The organism is Chromobacterium sp. W521, from assembly GCF_052805975.1.
On the sequence record NZ_JBRBAF010000006.1, the window covers coordinates 248,140 to 263,394 of the forward strand.

Below are 15,255 nucleotides of genomic sequence, written 5' to 3' on the forward strand. Positions count from 1 at the left end.
TGCGCTTGAACAAGTTCATGGCGGGTTGGCTCCGCCTCAAGCGGGCAGGAAGGCGGTGGCCTCGATTTCGAACAGCATGCCGTCCAAGGCCAGCCGCGGCACCGGGATCAGGGTGCAGGTCGGCGTTGGCAGCGCGCCCCAGGCGGCGCTTAACAGCGCGCCGAAGGCGTGCAGCCGCGCCTCGCTGTGATCGACGATCAATACCGTCAGCTTGGCGACGTGGGCGAGATCGGCGCCGCCGGCGGCCAACGCGGTGCGCAGATTGGCCAAGGCTTGGCGCACTTGCGCCTCGAAGCCGTCTGCCAGCTCGCCGGCGGCGTTTTCGCCGCCCTGGCCGGCCACCAGCAACATGCGGCTGCCGGGGTTGACGATGGCCAGATGGGAATAGCCGTTGGGCGCTGGGTCGTAGAGGCCGGCGGGATTGCTCAGGCTAAAGGGGATTGCGTTGCTCATCGGTTTTCTCCTGCTGGTTTGCCGGGCGGCGCAGCGCCGCCCTGGGGTTAGCGGGTTTGCGCGGCGACGGCGGCGGGGGTTTGCATCGCCTCGGCGTAGCCCTGCGGCGCAAAGCGGCGGGTCAGCACCAGCAGGCCGGCGATCAACAGCGCTAGGCACAGCCAGGCCAGGTTGAAGCTGGAGGTGGCATCGCGGATCCAACCTGCGGCGAACGGCGCCACCGCGGCGATCAGATAGCCGATCCCCTGCACGAAAGCCGACAGCTGGCCGGCGTTGCGCGCGTCTTCATAGTGGTGCAGCGTCAGGATCATGGTCAGCGGGAACAGGCCGCCCACGCCCAGGCCCAGCAGCGCCACCCACAGCAACAGCAGGCCGCCGTGCGGCGCTAGCACCATGCCCAGCAGGCCGGCCAGCACCGCCAGCAGCACCAGAGTCAGCCAGCCGCGCATGTCATGGCTGCGCGCCGACAGCAGCGGAATGGTCAAGCCTGACACCACTTCCATGCCGGTCATGAAGCTGAGCATCAGGCCGCCTTGCTGCGGGCTCCATCCCAATTGCACGAATAAGGCGGGCAACCACGCCAGCGAGCTGGCGTACACGGCGGTGCCGATGCCGAAATAGAAGGCCAGCAGCCAGGCGCGCGGAATCTGGCTGAATTGCGGCGCTCGGGCGGCGGAGCCGCCGCCGGGAACGCCGCGCGGCGCGCTCAGCAGCCAGCAGGGCAGCGCCAGCACAGCCAGCGCGGCCCAGGCGGCCAGCCCGTTCCGCCAGTGCGCGCTATGCGTGGCCAGCCACGGTGCGCCAGCGGCGGCCAGCGAGGCGCCGCCCATGATGGCGGTGATGTAGAAGCCCATCAACGCGGAGACCTTATGCGGGAAATGCTGCTTGATGAAACCGGGAATCAAAGCCTGGGCCAGCGCGATGCCGATGCCGGCCATCAAGGCGGTGGCCAACAACGCGCCGAAGCTGGCGGGCAGCCAGCGCAGCGCGCTGGACAAGAGGATGAGCAGCAGGGCGATGACCACCCCCTGGCGCGCGCCGGCGCGGCGTTCCAGCCAACTCCCCAAAAAGGCGCCGGCGCCCATGGTGGCCACCGGCAACGTGGTGAGCAGGGAGGCATCGCTGAAGCTCATGCCGGTGGCGTGGCGCAACTGATCCAGCAGCGGACCGATGGCGGCGAGGGCGGGGCGCAGGTTGAGGCCCACCAGGATGATGGACAGCGCCAGCCATAGCGGGCGCTGAACGGGAGTGTCTTGCTTCATGAGGTTTTTCTTTCGGTGGGGGCGAGGCTAGGCATGAGCTTGGGCTCGGCTTGTGCTTCTCCTGGAAAACTTTGCAGCCATTGGCTCAGCAGCGCGGCCAGTTGCTCGCGTTGCGGCTCGGCCAGCGCGGACAGCGCGGCTTCCTGGGTGGCGATGTGGGCGCTCATCGCCTGCTCTATCAGTTCCAGCCCGGCCGGGCTCAATCGGATCAGCATGCCGCGTCGGTCGTTGGGTTCGGGAAGGCGCTCCACCCAGCCGGCGTTTTCCAGCCGGTCCAGCCGCTTGCTGATCGCGCCTGAGGTCAGCAACAGCGTGGTGTACAGCATGGTGGGGGAGAGCTGATAGGGCGCGCCGGCGCGGCGCAGCGTGGCCAGCACGTCGAATTCGCCGTCCTTGAGCCCGAAGCGGGCGAAGTTGTCGGCCAGCGCCCGTTCGACATGAGTGACCAGCCGCGCCAGCCGGCCAATGATGCCTATGCTGGCGCTATCGAGGTCGGGACGCTCGCGTCGCCACTGGGAAATAATGGTGTCGATTTTGTCCATGGCGGTGATTATGCCATGGATATGTATTCCTGGGAAGATATTTCACATCAAGTATCTTTATATGAAATTATACGGATGCATGAAGCGTCGTTGTCATCCTCCGTTTCAGCTGTCCGGGTGCAGCCAGGCGGATTTGAAATCGAACCATCCCAGGCTGTTGAGGCGCACGCCCTGCATCTGGGCCGGGCCCTGCAGGCGCAGCCAGTTGTGAAACAGCGGCAGCATCCAGCGTTGTTGGACCACGGCGGCGGACAGGTCCTGAGCGTGAAACAGGCCCTGGCGCCAGCCTTGGCGCCATTGCGTCAGCGGCAGCGCCGGCTCCAGACAACGGCGCAGCAGCGGAGTGCCCAGCACCCAGGCGGCCACAGAGTATTCCGGCCGGGTGGCGAAGTTGACCGAACCCAGCCATAAGTCGGCCTCGGCCTGCCCCTGTTCCCAGTCGGCGTAAGGCAGCGCGCGGCACTCCAGCGCCACGCCGTGGCTCAGAAGACAGCGAGCCATCGCGGCAGCGATCAATTGGTACTCCGGATGCTGTTCGTAATAGGCCAGCCGCAGCATGCTCAGCCCCGCCGGCGGCTGCAGGTTCAGGGGGGGCTGGGCGTGGTGCCAGTTGGGAAGCAAGCCCGCGGCCGGGGCCCAGTACTGGCGCACCGCCGGCGCGGTTTCGTGCATGACGGCCAACGGGGTCAGCGTTTGGGCCAGCCAGTCGCGCAGCGCCGTATCGTGCATGAGGGACGAGCGGCTGTCGGCAAGCAAGAAATACACGCCGGACTCCAGCGCCATCTCGGTTTGCACACTGGGCTCGCGCGGGTTGATACGCACTTCCAGGCCGCAGACTTGGCCGTCGCCGTGCTCCAACTGCTCGCCCAGCTCCGGCATCATCCAGATATCCACTTGGTCCAGCAGCGCGCGGTAGCCGAAGTAGTCGTCGAAGGCTTGCAGGCACAGCTGGTGGCGGGTATTGGCGGCCACGCGATAGGGGCCGGTGCCCACCGGGCGGGAGGCGAAGTCGGCGCGCGAGGCGTGGTCGGCGGGCAAGATCAAAGCGGCGCTGTCGGCCAGCAGCCAGGGCAGCCACTGGTCGGGCTCGCTCAATTCCAGCGCCAGGCTGCGCGGCGACAGCGGCCGCACCGCAGCCAGGTGGGAAAACAGCGGCTGCGCGCGCAGCCGCAGCAGCGAGGCCTGGACATCGGCGACGCTGAGTTCGACGCCGTCATGCCAGCGTACCGCCGGGCGCAGGTGAAAATGCCATTCCAGCGGACTGTGTTGGTTCCAGTGATGGGCGAGATCGCCTTCCACTTCCCCTTTTTCCTCGTTTATCCGGGTTAGGCCGTTGAAAATCTGCCCAACCAGATGGCGTTCCGAGCGGCGCAGCGGCGTGCCGGGGTAGAGATTGGGCAACGGCCGGTAGTAGGGCACGCCCAGTACCTGGCGGTCCTGGCTCCAGCGTTTACCCAGCCGCGCCAGCAGCAAGGGCGCCAGTTCGCCGCGGTCGTCGCCCAGCAGGTCCACCGCCTGTTCCACCTTGCCTTGTTCCAGCAGTTGCGCGGCGCGTTCCCGTTGCAGCTGCTCCGGAGCTTGCAGAAAGCTCAGCCGCGAGCGCATGCCTCGGCCGGCCCGCGCTTGCCATGCTATCCAGCCTTGAGCCTGCATCTGTTGCAGCAGGCTGCGCATGTGTCGGCGGGTGCAGAACAGCAGGTCCGCCAACTGCTGCAGCGAGACGGCCTCGGTCTGGCCGGCGAAATGGCGGTGGAGTTTTTGGTATTGCTGGGTTAGCCGCGCGGACATAAGAGGAAGTTTCCTGATTCAAAGTCAGCAATTTTTATTGCCTCATATTGCGCCGACAATACTCGCATCCACAGCGGGAGTCCACAGCGATGAAAACCGAACAGATCATATTGTTTTACCGACGCTTTCTCGATGGCAAAAAGCCGGTGCTCGGCCTGACGCCGCAAGCGGCGCTGGCCAGCTTGAACGAGCTGATGCAATGGCAACTGCCGACGGAAGACGGCGCAGAAAAAAAGCCGGGCGAACCCGGCTTGGAAGGTACTGAGGAGAACGAGGGAGTTCAGCGTAAGTAAGGCAGGTAGGGCGCCTCATCGCGGATGGCGTAGGTCTTGCCGGCCAGGGTCACGCTGAAGTTGCGCGGACCGGAGATCGGCAGATAGTAGACCACGGCCAGGCTGACGCTCTGACCCGGGGCCAGCGTTTGCCACGACGGCAGCTTGACCGAGACTCGATGAGCGTCGCCCTTCAGGCCGCCGATATTGTTGCCGCTGTGTCCGACGCTGATCACCTTGAGCCCAAAGCCGGACTGGTCAGCGAAATTGGACGGCGCCGAGGTGGGCACGTCGAACTGGAACTCAGTGCCGCCAGGCAGGCTGCTGCCGGAGCGGTTGGTGATGGTCAGCTTGGGGTTGATCGGATAATTGCTGTCGCCCAGCGCGAAACCGTCAAGCGAGAAGCCCACGTCGATCGCCGCGGTGGCTGCCGGCGCGGCGGAGGCGGGCTTGACGCTGACGGCGGCCGGTTTGCTGAAGGCGTTGTACAGCAGGCTGGTCAGCGTGGTGCCGATGAAGTACTCGCCCTTGCCGCCGTTGCGGTCCTGTTTCCAGTCGTAGTCGCCGGCCAGTTCCCAGAACATCACGCCGCCGACGTTGTTGGCGTCGACCCAGGCGGCTTTCTTGGCGATGGATTGTTCATCCTCGGTGGACAGGAATACCTTCTTGCCGGCGTTCCATAGCCACGGCGCGCTCAGAGTGTCGTTGTAAAAGCGCTGGTAGCTGCCGTTGAGCTGGTTTTCCGGCTTGCTCGGGTCCAGATAGGCGGACAGATAGCTGCCGGCCTGGTTTTTCTCCAGGTTTTTGGCGTGCCACATCGGGTTGGAGCCAGCGCCCACTTCACGGCCTTGTTCGTCCAGGTCGTGCCACAGATTGTCTATGCCCACTGCGCCGTCGCCGCAGGTTTTCAGCCCGGTCGGGCAGTTGCCGCCCACTGAAGTGCCCCACAGTCCATTGCTGCCGCCGTTGACGTTTTTCCAGCCGCGGGTGTAGTAGGGCACGCCGATATTGACGCGCGCCGCTGGCAGGCCGCCGCGGTAGTAGTGGTAGGACCAGTCGGTGTTCAGGTAGCCGATGCCGCCGTATTGCGCGGTGGTGTACACGCTCCAGCGTGCCAGTTCGGCATCCTTGCCATCATCGTAGAGCGCGGCGTTGGGGCCGACGAACTCGTTCCAGGCGCCGTGCAGGTCATAGGACATCACGTTGACGAAGTCGAAGTTGCGCAGGCTTTGGAAGGCTTCCATGCCGCGCAGCAGATAGCCGGATGCCGGTACCGCGGCCGTGAGCTGGTAGTAGCGGCCATCCTGGGCGGCGGCGCGGTCCAGCCGTTCGCGCAGCGTTCGCGTCAGCGCGTTGAAGCCCTTGTTCAGCGAGCCGCGGCGGGCGTTGGCCACGCTCCAGTCCAGCGGGTTGCCGGCGTCGTTCATCGAGGTTGGGTATTCGAAGTCGATGTCCACGCCGTCGAAGCCGTATTTGCGCAGGAAGGCAACGGCGGAGTCGGCGAAGGCGTCGATGCCGGATTGGTTGACGCTGCCGTCGGCGTTGATGGTCATGCTGTAGAAGCCGCCGCTGTTGACCCGTTTGCCGTCCGCGCCGAAGTAGCCGCCGGTTTCGGCCCAGCCGCCCACCGAAACCAGGGTTTTGACGCCCGGATATTTGCGCTTGTACTGGGTCAGCAGGTTGAAGTGGCCCTTATAGGGCAGGCTGGCGTCCATCTCAGCGCCGGGCACGCCCGGCCAACTCATGTCGGTGGCCGGGTTGCCGGGATTGTTCTCGCCGACCGACAGGCGGTTGTTGCCGTCCACGTGGGCGAAGGCGTAGTTGATGTGGGTGAGCTTGCCCCAGGGGATGTCGCTGGCGAGATAGGCGGGCTGGCCGTTCTTGCCGGTGCGCCAGCTGGTGAAGTAGCCGATCAGACGCTTGCGGCTGCCGTTGGCCAGTTGTTCGGCGCCCCCTTTTTGGTAGACCGCGCAATACGGCACGTCCACGCCGTCGGTGCGCGCCAGGCCTTCCGGCCGGCACAGCGCGTTGCCGGTGGGCGGCGGCACTTGCACCAGCGGCGGTTCGGTCGGGTTTCCGCCTCCGCCGTCGCACTGGCCTATCAGCTTCCACGGGCTGGCGTCGCCGGCTGCGGGCGTGTTGCCCTGAGTCCACCATTTGGCCTCCCAGGTCTGGCCCTGGTAGCTGACGCGCTGGCCGCCGGTGTAGATCGATCCGGAGCTCCAGGCCGGGTCCGCGCAGCTGGCGGCCGCGGTTCTGATCAGGCTGTCGCGCGCGGTGGAGGCCGGCGCTTTGGCGGCGGTGGGGGCGTGCTGGGCGGCCAGCAGCGCGGCGCCGGCCACGGCGGTGCCGGCCAGGCCGGTTTTCAGCAGCAGTAAGGCTTTGCTCACAGTCCATCTCCTTCTTGGAAAAAGGCGGGGGCGAAAGGCCGGCGGGAAGCGCCGACTTGTATTTAAGTTGTATTAAAGTTGTATGTAAGTGGTATTGGGTCTAAGCATGTGCATGGAGGGACTAAGCACACACCTGTTCTTTTTTTCAGGTGTATTTACGCGGCTGTTTGCTAGTGCCAGAGCGGGAGCGAATTTCCCAACCGGCCAAAGCCCGGCTGGGCGGCGCTTACGCTGTTTGGGGGCTTGGGAGAGAGGAGGCGCGGCGGGCGGAATGCTGCAATGCGGCACCTTGGCCGTGAATAGTAGCGAGACGAGCGAACTGTCGTTTTTTCGCGGCAGGAATTGTCGAAACAGGTTTAGTCGAAATTCAGTTGACTGCCGGCGGCGATGGGATGCTGGAGCGTCAGCGCGTGACGGGCGTAGCCGGTGCAGTGGCAGGCGAACAAGCGGTCCGGCGCCAATTGCTGAAAGTAGCGGCGGGTCTGCCAGACGCGCCATGGGTTGGCACTGCGCAGGTGGAAGCCGCCTATCACCGCTTGGACGCGGGGTTCGGCGCACACTTCGCGCGCGTAGTCGACGATGTGGCGGATGCCGGAATGAGCGCAGCCGCTGAAGATGATCAGACCTTGCTTTCCGCGATAGGCCAGTGCCGAATCATCGGCCACCGGGTCCGGCCGGTGGCCGCGCGCGTCGATTAGCCGGCCCAGGGTGCCGCGCCCTTCGGCGTGGCGCAGCCGTGGAATCTGGCCGAGGAAGACATAGCGGTCGGCGAAGGCGTGAGGCTGGGCGTGCAGTTGCAGCTCGAAGCTGGTTTCCAGTTCGGCGGCGGTAAGCGGCGCGCCCAGTTTGCGCAGCGTGATCGGCCCCAGCCGCGCTTCGCGCGCTTGGAAGGCCTCGGGGTGGGCCAGCAGCGGGAGCGGCGGCGCCGCGCGTTCGCGCAGCAGCCGGCTTAGCGCCGGCAGGCCGCCGCTGTGGTCGTAATGGCCGTGGGAGAGCACTACCCGGCTCAGCGTGGCGAGATCGACGCCCAGCTGGCTGGCGTTATATAGCAGCGCGTCGCTGCGGCCGGTATCGAACAGGATGCGCTCTTCGCCGTCCTCGATCAGCAGCGCCAGGCCGGGTTCGGCGATCAGGTCCGGCCGCAGGCTGTGGTTTTCCGCCAGAACGGTGACGCGCATCGTTTATTGGCCGCGCATGAACAGCTTGTCCAGCTCGCGCATGGACAGCCGGGTCCAGGTGGGGCGGCCGTGGTTGCACTGGCCGGAGCGTTCAGTGGCTTCCATGTCGCGCAGCAGCGCGTTCATCTCCGGCAGTGTCAGCTGTCGGTTGGCGCGCACCGCGCCGTGGCAGGCCATGGTGGCCAAGAGTTCGTTGCGGCGCTCGGTCAGCACCTGGCTGAGGCCGAATTCGCGCACGTCCTTCAGCACCGCGCGCGCCAGATCCACCGGGTTGCCGTCCTTCAGCCACACCGGCACGCCGCGCACGGCGATCTGGGTGGGAGACAGCGGCGCCAGCTCGATGCCCAGCCGCTTCATTTCCTCGCCGTGTTCGTGGGCGGTCGCCACTTCCATGCGATCGGCGGCGAAGGATACCGGCAGCAGCAAGGGCTGCATTGGAATGGTGTCGGCTTCCAGCGCGGTTTTTAGTTGTTCGTAGACGATGCGCTCGTGGGCGGCGTGCATATCCACCAGAATCAGCCCGTCTTCGCACTGGCTGAGGATGTAGACGCCGTGTAGCTGCGCCAGCGCGAAGCCCAACGGCGGAATGCCGTCCGCGCTTTGCGGCAGCGCGGCCACGCGCTGCGGCGGCAGGCTGTATTCCACGGGCGCCGGCGCGGCGGTCTGGGCGCGCTCTTCCTCGCGAAGACCGCCGAACAGCTTGTCGTAGATGCCGGTGGCCTCCCTGGCCACGTGCAGCGGCATCGCTTGCTGCTGGTAGCGGAAGCCGGTTTGCGGCGAGGAGCCGCCGGAAGGCGGTGCGGCGGGGCGGCTGAATGATTTGTCGAACAGCGGCGCGGACTCGCCCTGGGTCAGCGCGGGAGCGGCCGCCGCTTCGTTATCCGCGTTGGCGATCTGAACGGTAGGCGCGGCGCCGGCGGTGGTGCTGGCCAAGGCCTTGTGCACGCTGTGGAACAGGAATTGGTGGATGGCCTGCGATTCGCGGAAGCGCACCTCGATTTTGGTCGGGTGCACGTTGACGTCGACGCCGGACGGCTCCATGGTCAGGAATAGCGCGTAAGCGGGGTGGCGCTCGTGGTGCAGCACGTCGCGATAGGCCTGACGCAGCGCGTGCAGCGCGGTCTTGTCGCGGACGAAACGGCCGTTGACGTAGAAGTACTGGGCGTCGCGGCTGGCCTTGGAATAAGTGGGAGAGGCGACGAAGCCGCTGAGCGTCAACGGACCGGCGGCGGTGTCGATCTCGATGGCGGCGGCGACGAAGTCCTTGCCCAGCATCGCGGCCACGCGTTCGGCCAGGCTTTGCGCCGGCAGGCGCCAGATGACCTTGCCGTTGTGACGCAACATGAATTCAACGTGCGGATGCGCCAGTGCGATGCGTTCGAAAACGGCTTCGCAATGCGCGTATTCGGTATTCTCGCTTTTCAGGAATTTGCGCCGGGCCGGAGTGTTGAAATAGATATCCACCACTTCCACGCTGGTGCCGGGCGAGTGGGCCGCAGGCTCCACCGGGTGCAGCGCGCCGTCGATGGCGATGACTTGATGAGCGTGTTCCGCGTCCGGCGGCCGGCTGACCAGGGTCAGCCGCGACACCGAGGCGATGCTGGCGAGACCCTCTCCGCGGAAGCCCAGCGTGGAGACGTTTTCCAGATCGTCCAGCGAGGCGATCTTGCTGGTGGCGTGGCGGTCCAGAGCCAGCGCCAAGTCTTCCGCCGCGATGCCGCTGCCGTTGTCTGTGACGCGCAGCAGCTTGATGCCGCCCTGGGCTAGGTCCACTGTGATCTTGGAGGCGCCCGCGTCCAGGCTGTTTTCCAGTATCTCCTTGAGCGCGGAAGCGGGGCGTTCCACCACTTCGCCGGCGGCGATTTGGTTGACGAGGTGGTCGGGCAGGCGTTGGATGCGTTTCATGAGCGGCATGTGGGCGTGATGTCAAAGCAAAAGGCCGCGCGAAGAGCCTGTTCAGTGTCTGCTGCGCGTTGGCGATACGGCGTCGAAATCGTCTTCAGAATACTCGTGTACCGTCTGTACACTCCGCTTCTTCAGCCGTTTTCGCCTTGTCTCGCGAGGCTTTGAACAGGTCTTGGGCGGCCTTGTCGATTCTACTACGGATCAGCCGCGGGCGGCCGCGCGCTTGTGGCGCCAGATTTCAATCAGCCCCGGCAGGAAGGAAACCAGGATGATGCCGAAGATCAGCAATTCCAGGTTTTTGCGAACAAAGGGCAGGTTGCCGAAGAAATAGCCGGCGTAAGTGAAGCCAACCACCCAGGCGACGGCGCCCACCACGTTGTAGCGCAGGAACTGCGGGTAGTGCATCTTGCCGATCCCGGCGACGAAGGGCGCGAAGGTGCGCACGATGGGCACGAAGCGGGCGAAGATGATGGTCTTGCCGCCGTGGCGTTCGTAGAAGGCGTGGGTTCGGTCCAGATATTGCGGCTTCAGGATGCGCGGGAATTTATCGAACAGCTTCATGCCGACATTGCGGCCGATGGCGTAATTGGTCGCGTCGCCAAGGATGGCGGCGACAATCAGGAGCAGCACCAGCAAGTGCGGGTTCATCTGGCCCATGGCGGCCAGCGCGCCGGCGACGAACAGCAGGGAGTCGCCGGGCAGGAAGGGGGTGACCACCAGCCCGGTTTCGCAGAACACGATCAGGAACAGAATGGCGTAGATCCAGAGGCCGTAGGCGGCCACCAGCTGGGTCAGATGAGTGTCGATGTGCAGGATGAAGTCGATCAGAAAAGTGATGGCTTCCATGATGTCGTTGCGCTCGGTAAGGGTGCTGCTCGGGTTAAATGTAAAACTGGCCGGACAAGCCGGCCAGCGTTTGGAGAAGTGATCAGACGACCGCTTCTTCTTTTGGTTTCACCGGCTTGATCATGTGCTCGCGTTTCACGCCCAGCCACAGGGCGATCGGGCTGGCCACCAGCACCGACGAGTAAATGCCGAACACGATGCCGATGGTCAGCGCCATGGCGAAGCCGTGCAGCGCCGGGCCGCCGAACAGCAGCATGGACACCACCATCATCTCGGTGGAGAAGTGGGTGATGATGGTGCGGCTCATCGTGGCGGTGATGGCGTTGTCGATGACCTCGGCCACGCTATGGCCCTTCATGCCCGGTTTGCGGAAGTTCTCGCGAATCCGGTCGAACACCACCACCGATTCGTTGACCGAGTAACCCAGCACCGCCAGGATGCCGGCCAGCACGGTCAGCGAAAACTCCCAGCGGAAGAAGGCGAAGCAACCCAGGATGATCACCACGTCGTGCATGTTGGCGATGATGGCCGCGATGGCGAAGCGCCACTCAAAGCGAATGGCCAGGTAGATCATGATGCCCACGCACACCAGGATGGTGGCGGTCAGGCCATGAGTCACCAGTTCCTCGCCCACGCTGGGGCCCACGAAGTCCACTTTGCGCAGCTGCACGGCGCTGTCGCTGGCCTTGAGCATGCCCATCACTTTTTCAGACAGCTGGGCGGAAGTGACGCCCGGCTTGTTGGGCAGGCGTATCATCACATCCCGGCTGCTGCCCAGGCTCTGCACTGTGGATTCGCCCAGCTTCAGCTCGTCCACTTTGTCGCGGATGGCGCCCAGGTCGGCGGACTGCTGGTACTGCACTTCCAGCACGGTGCCGCCGGTGAACTCCACGCTGTAGTTCAGGCCGCGGGTGGCCAGAAAGAACACGGCCAGGATGAAGGTCACCAGCGAAATGGTCGTGGTGAGCCGGCCGTAGCTCATGAACGGGATGTCCCGTTTGATGCGGAAAAGCTCCATGTCCGGTCCTTATCCTTTGTTTTCCGGTTTCCACACCTGGCCGATGGCCAGCGTGGTGAGTTTGCGGCGGCGGCCGTACCACAGGTTGACCAGGCCGCGGGAAACGACTACCGCGGAGAACATCGAGGTCAGGATGCCCAGGCTGTGCACCACGGCAAAACCACGCACCGCGCCGGAGCCGAAGATCAGCAGCGCAAGGCCGGCGATCAAGGTGGTGACGTTGGAGTCCAGAATGGTGTGCCAAGCGTGGGTGTAGCCGGCCTGGATCGCCGAGTGCGGCGGCACGCCGTTGCGCAGTTCCTCGCGGATGCGCTCGTTGATCAACACGTTGGCGTCGATGGCCATGCCCAGCGCCAGCGCGATGGCGGCGATGCCGGGCAGGGTCAGCGTGGCCTGAATCATCGACAACAGCGCCAGCAGCAGGAAGACGTTGATCGCCAGGGACAGCGCGGAGAACACGCCGAACATGCCGTAGTACAGGATCATGAAGGTGGCGATGGCGGCAAAGCCCCACAGCGTGGCGTGGAAGCCCTTCTCGATGTTTTCCTGACCCAGGCTCGGGCCGACGGTACGCTCTTCGACGATATTCATCGGCGCGGCCAGCGAACCGGCGCGCAAGAGCAGCGCGGTGTCGTTGGCTTCGGCCGGGTTCATGCTGCCGGAGATCTGTACGCGGCCGCCGCCGATTTCGGAGCGGATCACCGGCGCGGTGACCACTTCGGCGCGGCCTTTTTCCACCAGCACCATCGCCATGCGCTTGCCGATGTTCTCAGCGGTTACCTGACGGAAGATGGAGGCGCCGGCGGAGTCCAGATTGATGTGGACGGCGGGCGCGCCGTTTTCGTCGAAGCCGGCCTGGGCGTCGTTGATATTGTCGCCGGTCAGCTCAACGTCCTTGCGCACCAGGATTTTCTGCACGCCGCGCGAGGAGGCTTCGTCCAGCAGCTCGTAGCCCGCGGGCACGTTGCCGGCCATGGCGTCGGCCATCTTGCTCGGGTCATCCTCCACCATGCGCACTTCCAGGGTGGCGGTGCGGCCGATGATGTCCTTGGCGCGAGCGGTGTCCTGAATACCAGGCAACTGCACGACGATGCGGTTCGGGCCGTTTTGCTGAATGATGGGCTCGGAAGTGCCCAGTTCGTTGACGCGGTTATGCAGCGTGGTGATGTTCTGTTTGACCGCGTCGCCTTGGATCTTGGTGATCTCCTCCGGCTTCAGGGTCAGCGTCAGCCGGTAGTTGCTGTCGTCGCTCTTGACGGTGAGCGAGGGCAGGCTGCGGTAGACCACGTCCTGCGTGGACTTCAGCGTGTCGGCGTCGCGCAGTTGCACTTCCAGCGTGTTGCCGTTGCGTTTGATCGCGCCGTAGCGGACTTTCTTGTTCTTCAGCTCGCGGCGCAGGTCGCCGGCGTAGCGTTCCATCGTCTTGTCGATGGCGGCCTTCATGTCCACTTCCAGCAGGAAGTGCACGCCGCCGCGCAGGTCGAGGCCGAGGAACATCGGATGCGCCTTCAGGCTGGTCAGCCAGGCGGGGGAGGCGGACAGGAGGTTCAGCGCGATGATGTAATTGTCGCCCAGCGCGTGCTGGATGGCGTCGCGCGCCTTCAACTGGGTGTCGGCGTCCTTGAAGCGGACTCGCAGGCTGGCGCCGTCAAGGAACAGGCCGTCGGGAGAGATGTTCTGCGCCTTCAGCGCCTCTTCCACGCGCGTCATCACGGCGGTGTCCACCGGAATGGATTGGCGCGAGCTGGAGACCTGGACCGCGGGAGTCTCGCCGTAGAAATTGGGCAGCGTGTAGATCGCGGAAAGGATCAGGGCCACCGCAATGACGAGGTATTTCCAAAGAGGGTAGCGGTTCATGTTTTAGTTCGGGAAAAGAAAATGAACCGGCCACCGGCAGCGCGCTGCGGTGGCCGTCGGCTGAATCCTTAAAGCGACTTCAGCGTGCCTTTTTCCAGCTTGGCGGAAACCGAGCCGCGCTGAACGGTAATTTCCACGCCGTTGGCGATTTCCAGGGTCAGGAATTGTTCACCGATCTTGGCTACGCGGCCAACGATGCCGCCTTGGGTGGCGACTTCATCGCCCTTCTGAATTTCCGACAGCATCTTCTGATGCTCTTTCATGCGCTTCTGCTGAGGGCGAACCATCAGGAACCAGAACAGCACGAAGATGGCGATCATCGGCAGGAAACCCATCAGATCGAAACCTCCTACTGCGGCGCCGGTGTTGGCGAAGGCGGGGCTGATAAAGGACATCAAACTACTCCCTTAGATATATTTGTTATGGCTGGTCAAAATAAACGGACCATTGTAGCCATGCTGGTCCGCTTTTTCCAATGCTTGCAACGGTCAGGCCTGTGACAGACCGAGACAGCGAGTGGTTCCTTAGTTGACGCCGCGGGCGCGCTTGGCGGCGAACTCCAGGCGGAAGTCCTCGAAACGGTCTTCCTCGATAGCGCGGCGCATCTGGCGCATCAATTCCTGGTAATAGTGCAGGTTGTGGATGGTGTTGAGGCGGGCGCCCAGAATTTCGCCTACGCGGTGCAGGTGGTGCAGGTAGGCGCGGCTGAAGTTGCGGCAGGCGTAGCACTCGCACTCTTCATCCAGCGGGCGCTTGTCGTCCTTGTAGCGCGCGTTCTTGATTTTGACATCGCCCCACTGGGTAAAGATCCAGCCGTTTCGCGCGTTGCGGGTTGGCATTACGCAATCGAACATGTCCACGCCGTTGGCCACGCCGTGCACCAGGTCCTCCGGCGTGCCCACGCCCATCAGGTAATGGGGCTTTTCCGCCGGCAGCATGTCCTTCAGCTCGGTCAGCATCCGGTACATTTCCGGTTTGGGCTCGCCCACCGACAGGCCGCCGATGGCGATGCCGTCGAAGCCCACCTGCATCAGGCCTTCCAGCGACTCCTGGCGCAAATCGGTATATAGGTTCCCCTGAACGATGCCGAACAGCGCGTTGGGGTTTTTCAGATCGTCGAAGGCGCGGCGGGAGCGCTCGGCCCAGCGCAAGCTCATCTGCAGAGACTTCTGCGCGGTGGCGTGGTCCACCTGGCCCGGCGTGCATTCGTCCAGCTGCATTACGATGTCTGAGTTGAGCACGGTTTGAATCTTCATCGAGATTTCCGGGCTCAGAAACAGCTTGTCGCCATTGATCGGGCTTTGGAAAGTGCAGCCTTCCTCGGTCAGCTTGCGCATATCGGACAGGCTGAATACCTGAAAGCCGCCGGAGTCGGTGAGGATGGGCTTGTCCCAGCCGATGAATTCGTGCAGGCCGCCGAACTGTTCGACGATCTCCAGACCCGGGCGCAGCCACAAGTGGAAGGTGTTGCCCAGGATGATCTGGGCGCCGATGTCGTTCAACTCGACCGGGCTCATCGCCTTGACCGAGCCGTAAGTGCCCACCGGCTGGAACACCGGCGTCTCCACGGTGCCGTGGTTCAGCTCCAGCGTGCCGCGCCGCGCGCCGCCGGAGGTTTTATGTACGGTAAACTTCAGCATGATTCGGGGATTGCTCTGGTATGTTTGTTTAGCAAAATCAGCCGGCTAGTATACCGTAAGCCGCGTCCGCTGGGGCTTTGTTCCCATTTTCCCCTTGAGGTCGA

Annotated in this window: 13 protein-coding genes; 1 reads left to right on the plus strand and 12 read right to left on the minus strand. The window is 64.2% G+C overall.

Going from position 1 to position 15,255, the window contains the following annotated elements; translation table 11 throughout:
* Positions 1 to 36 precede the first annotated feature (36 nt).
* The 4 genes from ACUXV1_RS11530 to sgrR form a co-directional block, all read right to left on the minus strand.
* Complete coding sequence (locus tag ACUXV1_RS11530) at positions 37 to 453, minus strand: RidA family protein (protein WP_043633842.1); 417 nt, start codon at positions 451 to 453, stop codon at positions 37 to 39.
* A 47-nt stretch (positions 454 to 500) separates the two neighbouring features.
* Entirely contained in the window at positions 501 to 1,715 is a 1,215-nt protein-coding gene (locus tag ACUXV1_RS11535) for a cyanate transporter (protein ID WP_081556235.1), read from the minus strand.
* Positions 1,712 to 2,257 carry a MarR family winged helix-turn-helix transcriptional regulator gene (locus ACUXV1_RS11540; protein WP_446015459.1) on the minus strand — a complete coding sequence of 182 codons (546 nt, stop codon included), beginning with the start codon at positions 2,255 to 2,257 and terminating at the stop codon, positions 1,712 to 1,714. The genes ACUXV1_RS11535 and ACUXV1_RS11540 overlap by 4 nt, the downstream gene beginning before the upstream one ends.
* Positions 2,258 to 2,362: 105 nt before the next feature.
* The gene (gene sgrR, locus ACUXV1_RS11545; RefSeq protein WP_446015460.1) at positions 2,363 to 4,045 is read right to left on the minus strand and encodes an HTH-type transcriptional regulator SgrR; all 1,683 of its coding nucleotides are present in this window, start codon (positions 4,043 to 4,045) and stop codon (positions 2,363 to 2,365) included.
* 89 nt (positions 4,046 to 4,134) lie between these two features.
* On the opposite strand from sgrR, the gene ACUXV1_RS11550 reads away from it, so the two are divergent.
* Positions 4,135 to 4,338 carry a hypothetical protein gene (locus tag ACUXV1_RS11550; protein WP_446015461.1) on the plus strand — a complete coding sequence of 68 codons (204 nt, stop codon included), beginning with the start codon at positions 4,135 to 4,137 and terminating at the stop codon, positions 4,336 to 4,338.
* Here ACUXV1_RS11550 and ACUXV1_RS11555 read toward each other — a convergent pair.
* The 8 genes from ACUXV1_RS11555 to tgt form a co-directional block, all read right to left on the minus strand.
* Positions 4,326 to 6,707, minus strand: a complete 2,382-nt coding sequence (locus ACUXV1_RS11555; protein ID WP_446015462.1) for a glycosyl hydrolase family 18 protein — start codon at positions 6,705 to 6,707, stop codon at positions 4,326 to 4,328. The genes ACUXV1_RS11550 and ACUXV1_RS11555 overlap by 13 nt on opposite strands.
* 356 nt (positions 6,708 to 7,063) lie before the next feature.
* Positions 7,064 to 7,885, minus strand: a complete 822-nt coding sequence (locus ACUXV1_RS11560) for an MBL fold metallo-hydrolase (protein ID WP_446015463.1) — start codon at positions 7,883 to 7,885, stop codon at positions 7,064 to 7,066.
* Between the two features lie 3 nt (positions 7,886 to 7,888).
* On the minus strand, positions 7,889 to 9,790 hold the full coding sequence (gene mutL / locus ACUXV1_RS11565; protein WP_043634376.1) for a DNA mismatch repair endonuclease MutL: 1,902 nt from the start codon (positions 9,788 to 9,790) through the stop codon (positions 7,889 to 7,891).
* 201 nt (positions 9,791 to 9,991) lie between these two features.
* Positions 9,992 to 10,636: a DedA family protein gene (locus ACUXV1_RS11570; protein ID WP_114154432.1), complete on the minus strand. Its 645-nt coding sequence runs from the start codon at positions 10,634 to 10,636 to the stop codon at positions 9,992 to 9,994.
* Between the two features lie 82 nt (positions 10,637 to 10,718).
* On the minus strand, positions 10,719 to 11,654 hold the full coding sequence (gene secF / locus ACUXV1_RS11575; protein ID WP_043633823.1) for a protein translocase subunit SecF: 936 nt from the start codon (positions 11,652 to 11,654) through the stop codon (positions 10,719 to 10,721).
* A 9-nt stretch (positions 11,655 to 11,663) separates the two neighbouring features.
* Positions 11,664 to 13,511, minus strand: a complete 1,848-nt coding sequence (gene secD, locus ACUXV1_RS11580) for a protein translocase subunit SecD (protein ID WP_043591625.1) — start codon at positions 13,509 to 13,511, stop codon at positions 11,664 to 11,666.
* A 68-nt stretch (positions 13,512 to 13,579) separates the two neighbouring features.
* Positions 13,580 to 13,906, minus strand: coding sequence for a preprotein translocase subunit YajC (gene yajC, locus ACUXV1_RS11585; RefSeq protein WP_043633815.1), 327 nt, complete (start codon positions 13,904 to 13,906; stop codon positions 13,580 to 13,582).
* 129 nt (positions 13,907 to 14,035) lie between these two features.
* Positions 14,036 to 15,151: a tRNA guanosine(34) transglycosylase Tgt gene (gene tgt / locus ACUXV1_RS11590; protein ID WP_019103236.1), complete on the minus strand. Its 1,116-nt coding sequence runs from the start codon at positions 15,149 to 15,151 to the stop codon at positions 14,036 to 14,038.
* Positions 15,152 to 15,255 lie beyond the last annotated feature (104 nt).

Bases quoted from the DNA above. Each gene is read 5' to 3' on its own strand.
- ACUXV1_RS11530 (WP_043633842.1), bottom strand. From the start codon at position 453: ATGAGCAACGCAATCCCCTTTAGCCTGAGCAATCCCGCCGGCCTCTAC.
- ACUXV1_RS11535 (WP_081556235.1), bottom strand. From the start codon at position 1,715: ATGAAGCAAGACACTCCCGTTCAGCGCCCGCTATGGCTGGCGCTGTCC.
- ACUXV1_RS11540 (WP_446015459.1), bottom strand. From the start codon at position 2,257: ATGGACAAAATCGACACCATTATTTCCCAGTGGCGACGCGAGCGTCCC.
- sgrR (WP_446015460.1), bottom strand. From the start codon at position 4,045: ATGTCCGCGCGGCTAACCCAGCAATACCAAAAACTCCACCGCCATTTC.
- ACUXV1_RS11550 (WP_446015461.1), top strand. From the start codon at position 4,135: ATGAAAACCGAACAGATCATATTGTTTTACCGACGCTTTCTCGATGGC.
- ACUXV1_RS11560 (WP_446015463.1), bottom strand. From the start codon at position 7,885: ATGCGCGTCACCGTTCTGGCGGAAAACCACAGCCTGCGGCCGGACCTG.
- mutL (WP_043634376.1), bottom strand. From the start codon at position 9,790: ATGAAACGCATCCAACGCCTGCCCGACCACCTCGTCAACCAAATCGCC.
- ACUXV1_RS11570 (WP_114154432.1), bottom strand. From the start codon at position 10,636: ATGGAAGCCATCACTTTTCTGATCGACTTCATCCTGCACATCGACACT.
- secF (WP_043633823.1), bottom strand. From the start codon at position 11,654: ATGGAGCTTTTCCGCATCAAACGGGACATCCCGTTCATGAGCTACGGC.
- secD (WP_043591625.1), bottom strand. From the start codon at position 13,511: ATGAACCGCTACCCTCTTTGGAAATACCTCGTCATTGCGGTGGCCCTG.
- yajC (WP_043633815.1), bottom strand. From the start codon at position 13,906: ATGTCCTTTATCAGCCCCGCCTTCGCCAACACCGGCGCCGCAGTAGGA.
- tgt (WP_019103236.1), bottom strand. From the start codon at position 15,151: ATGCTGAAGTTTACCGTACATAAAACCTCCGGCGGCGCGCGGCGCGGC.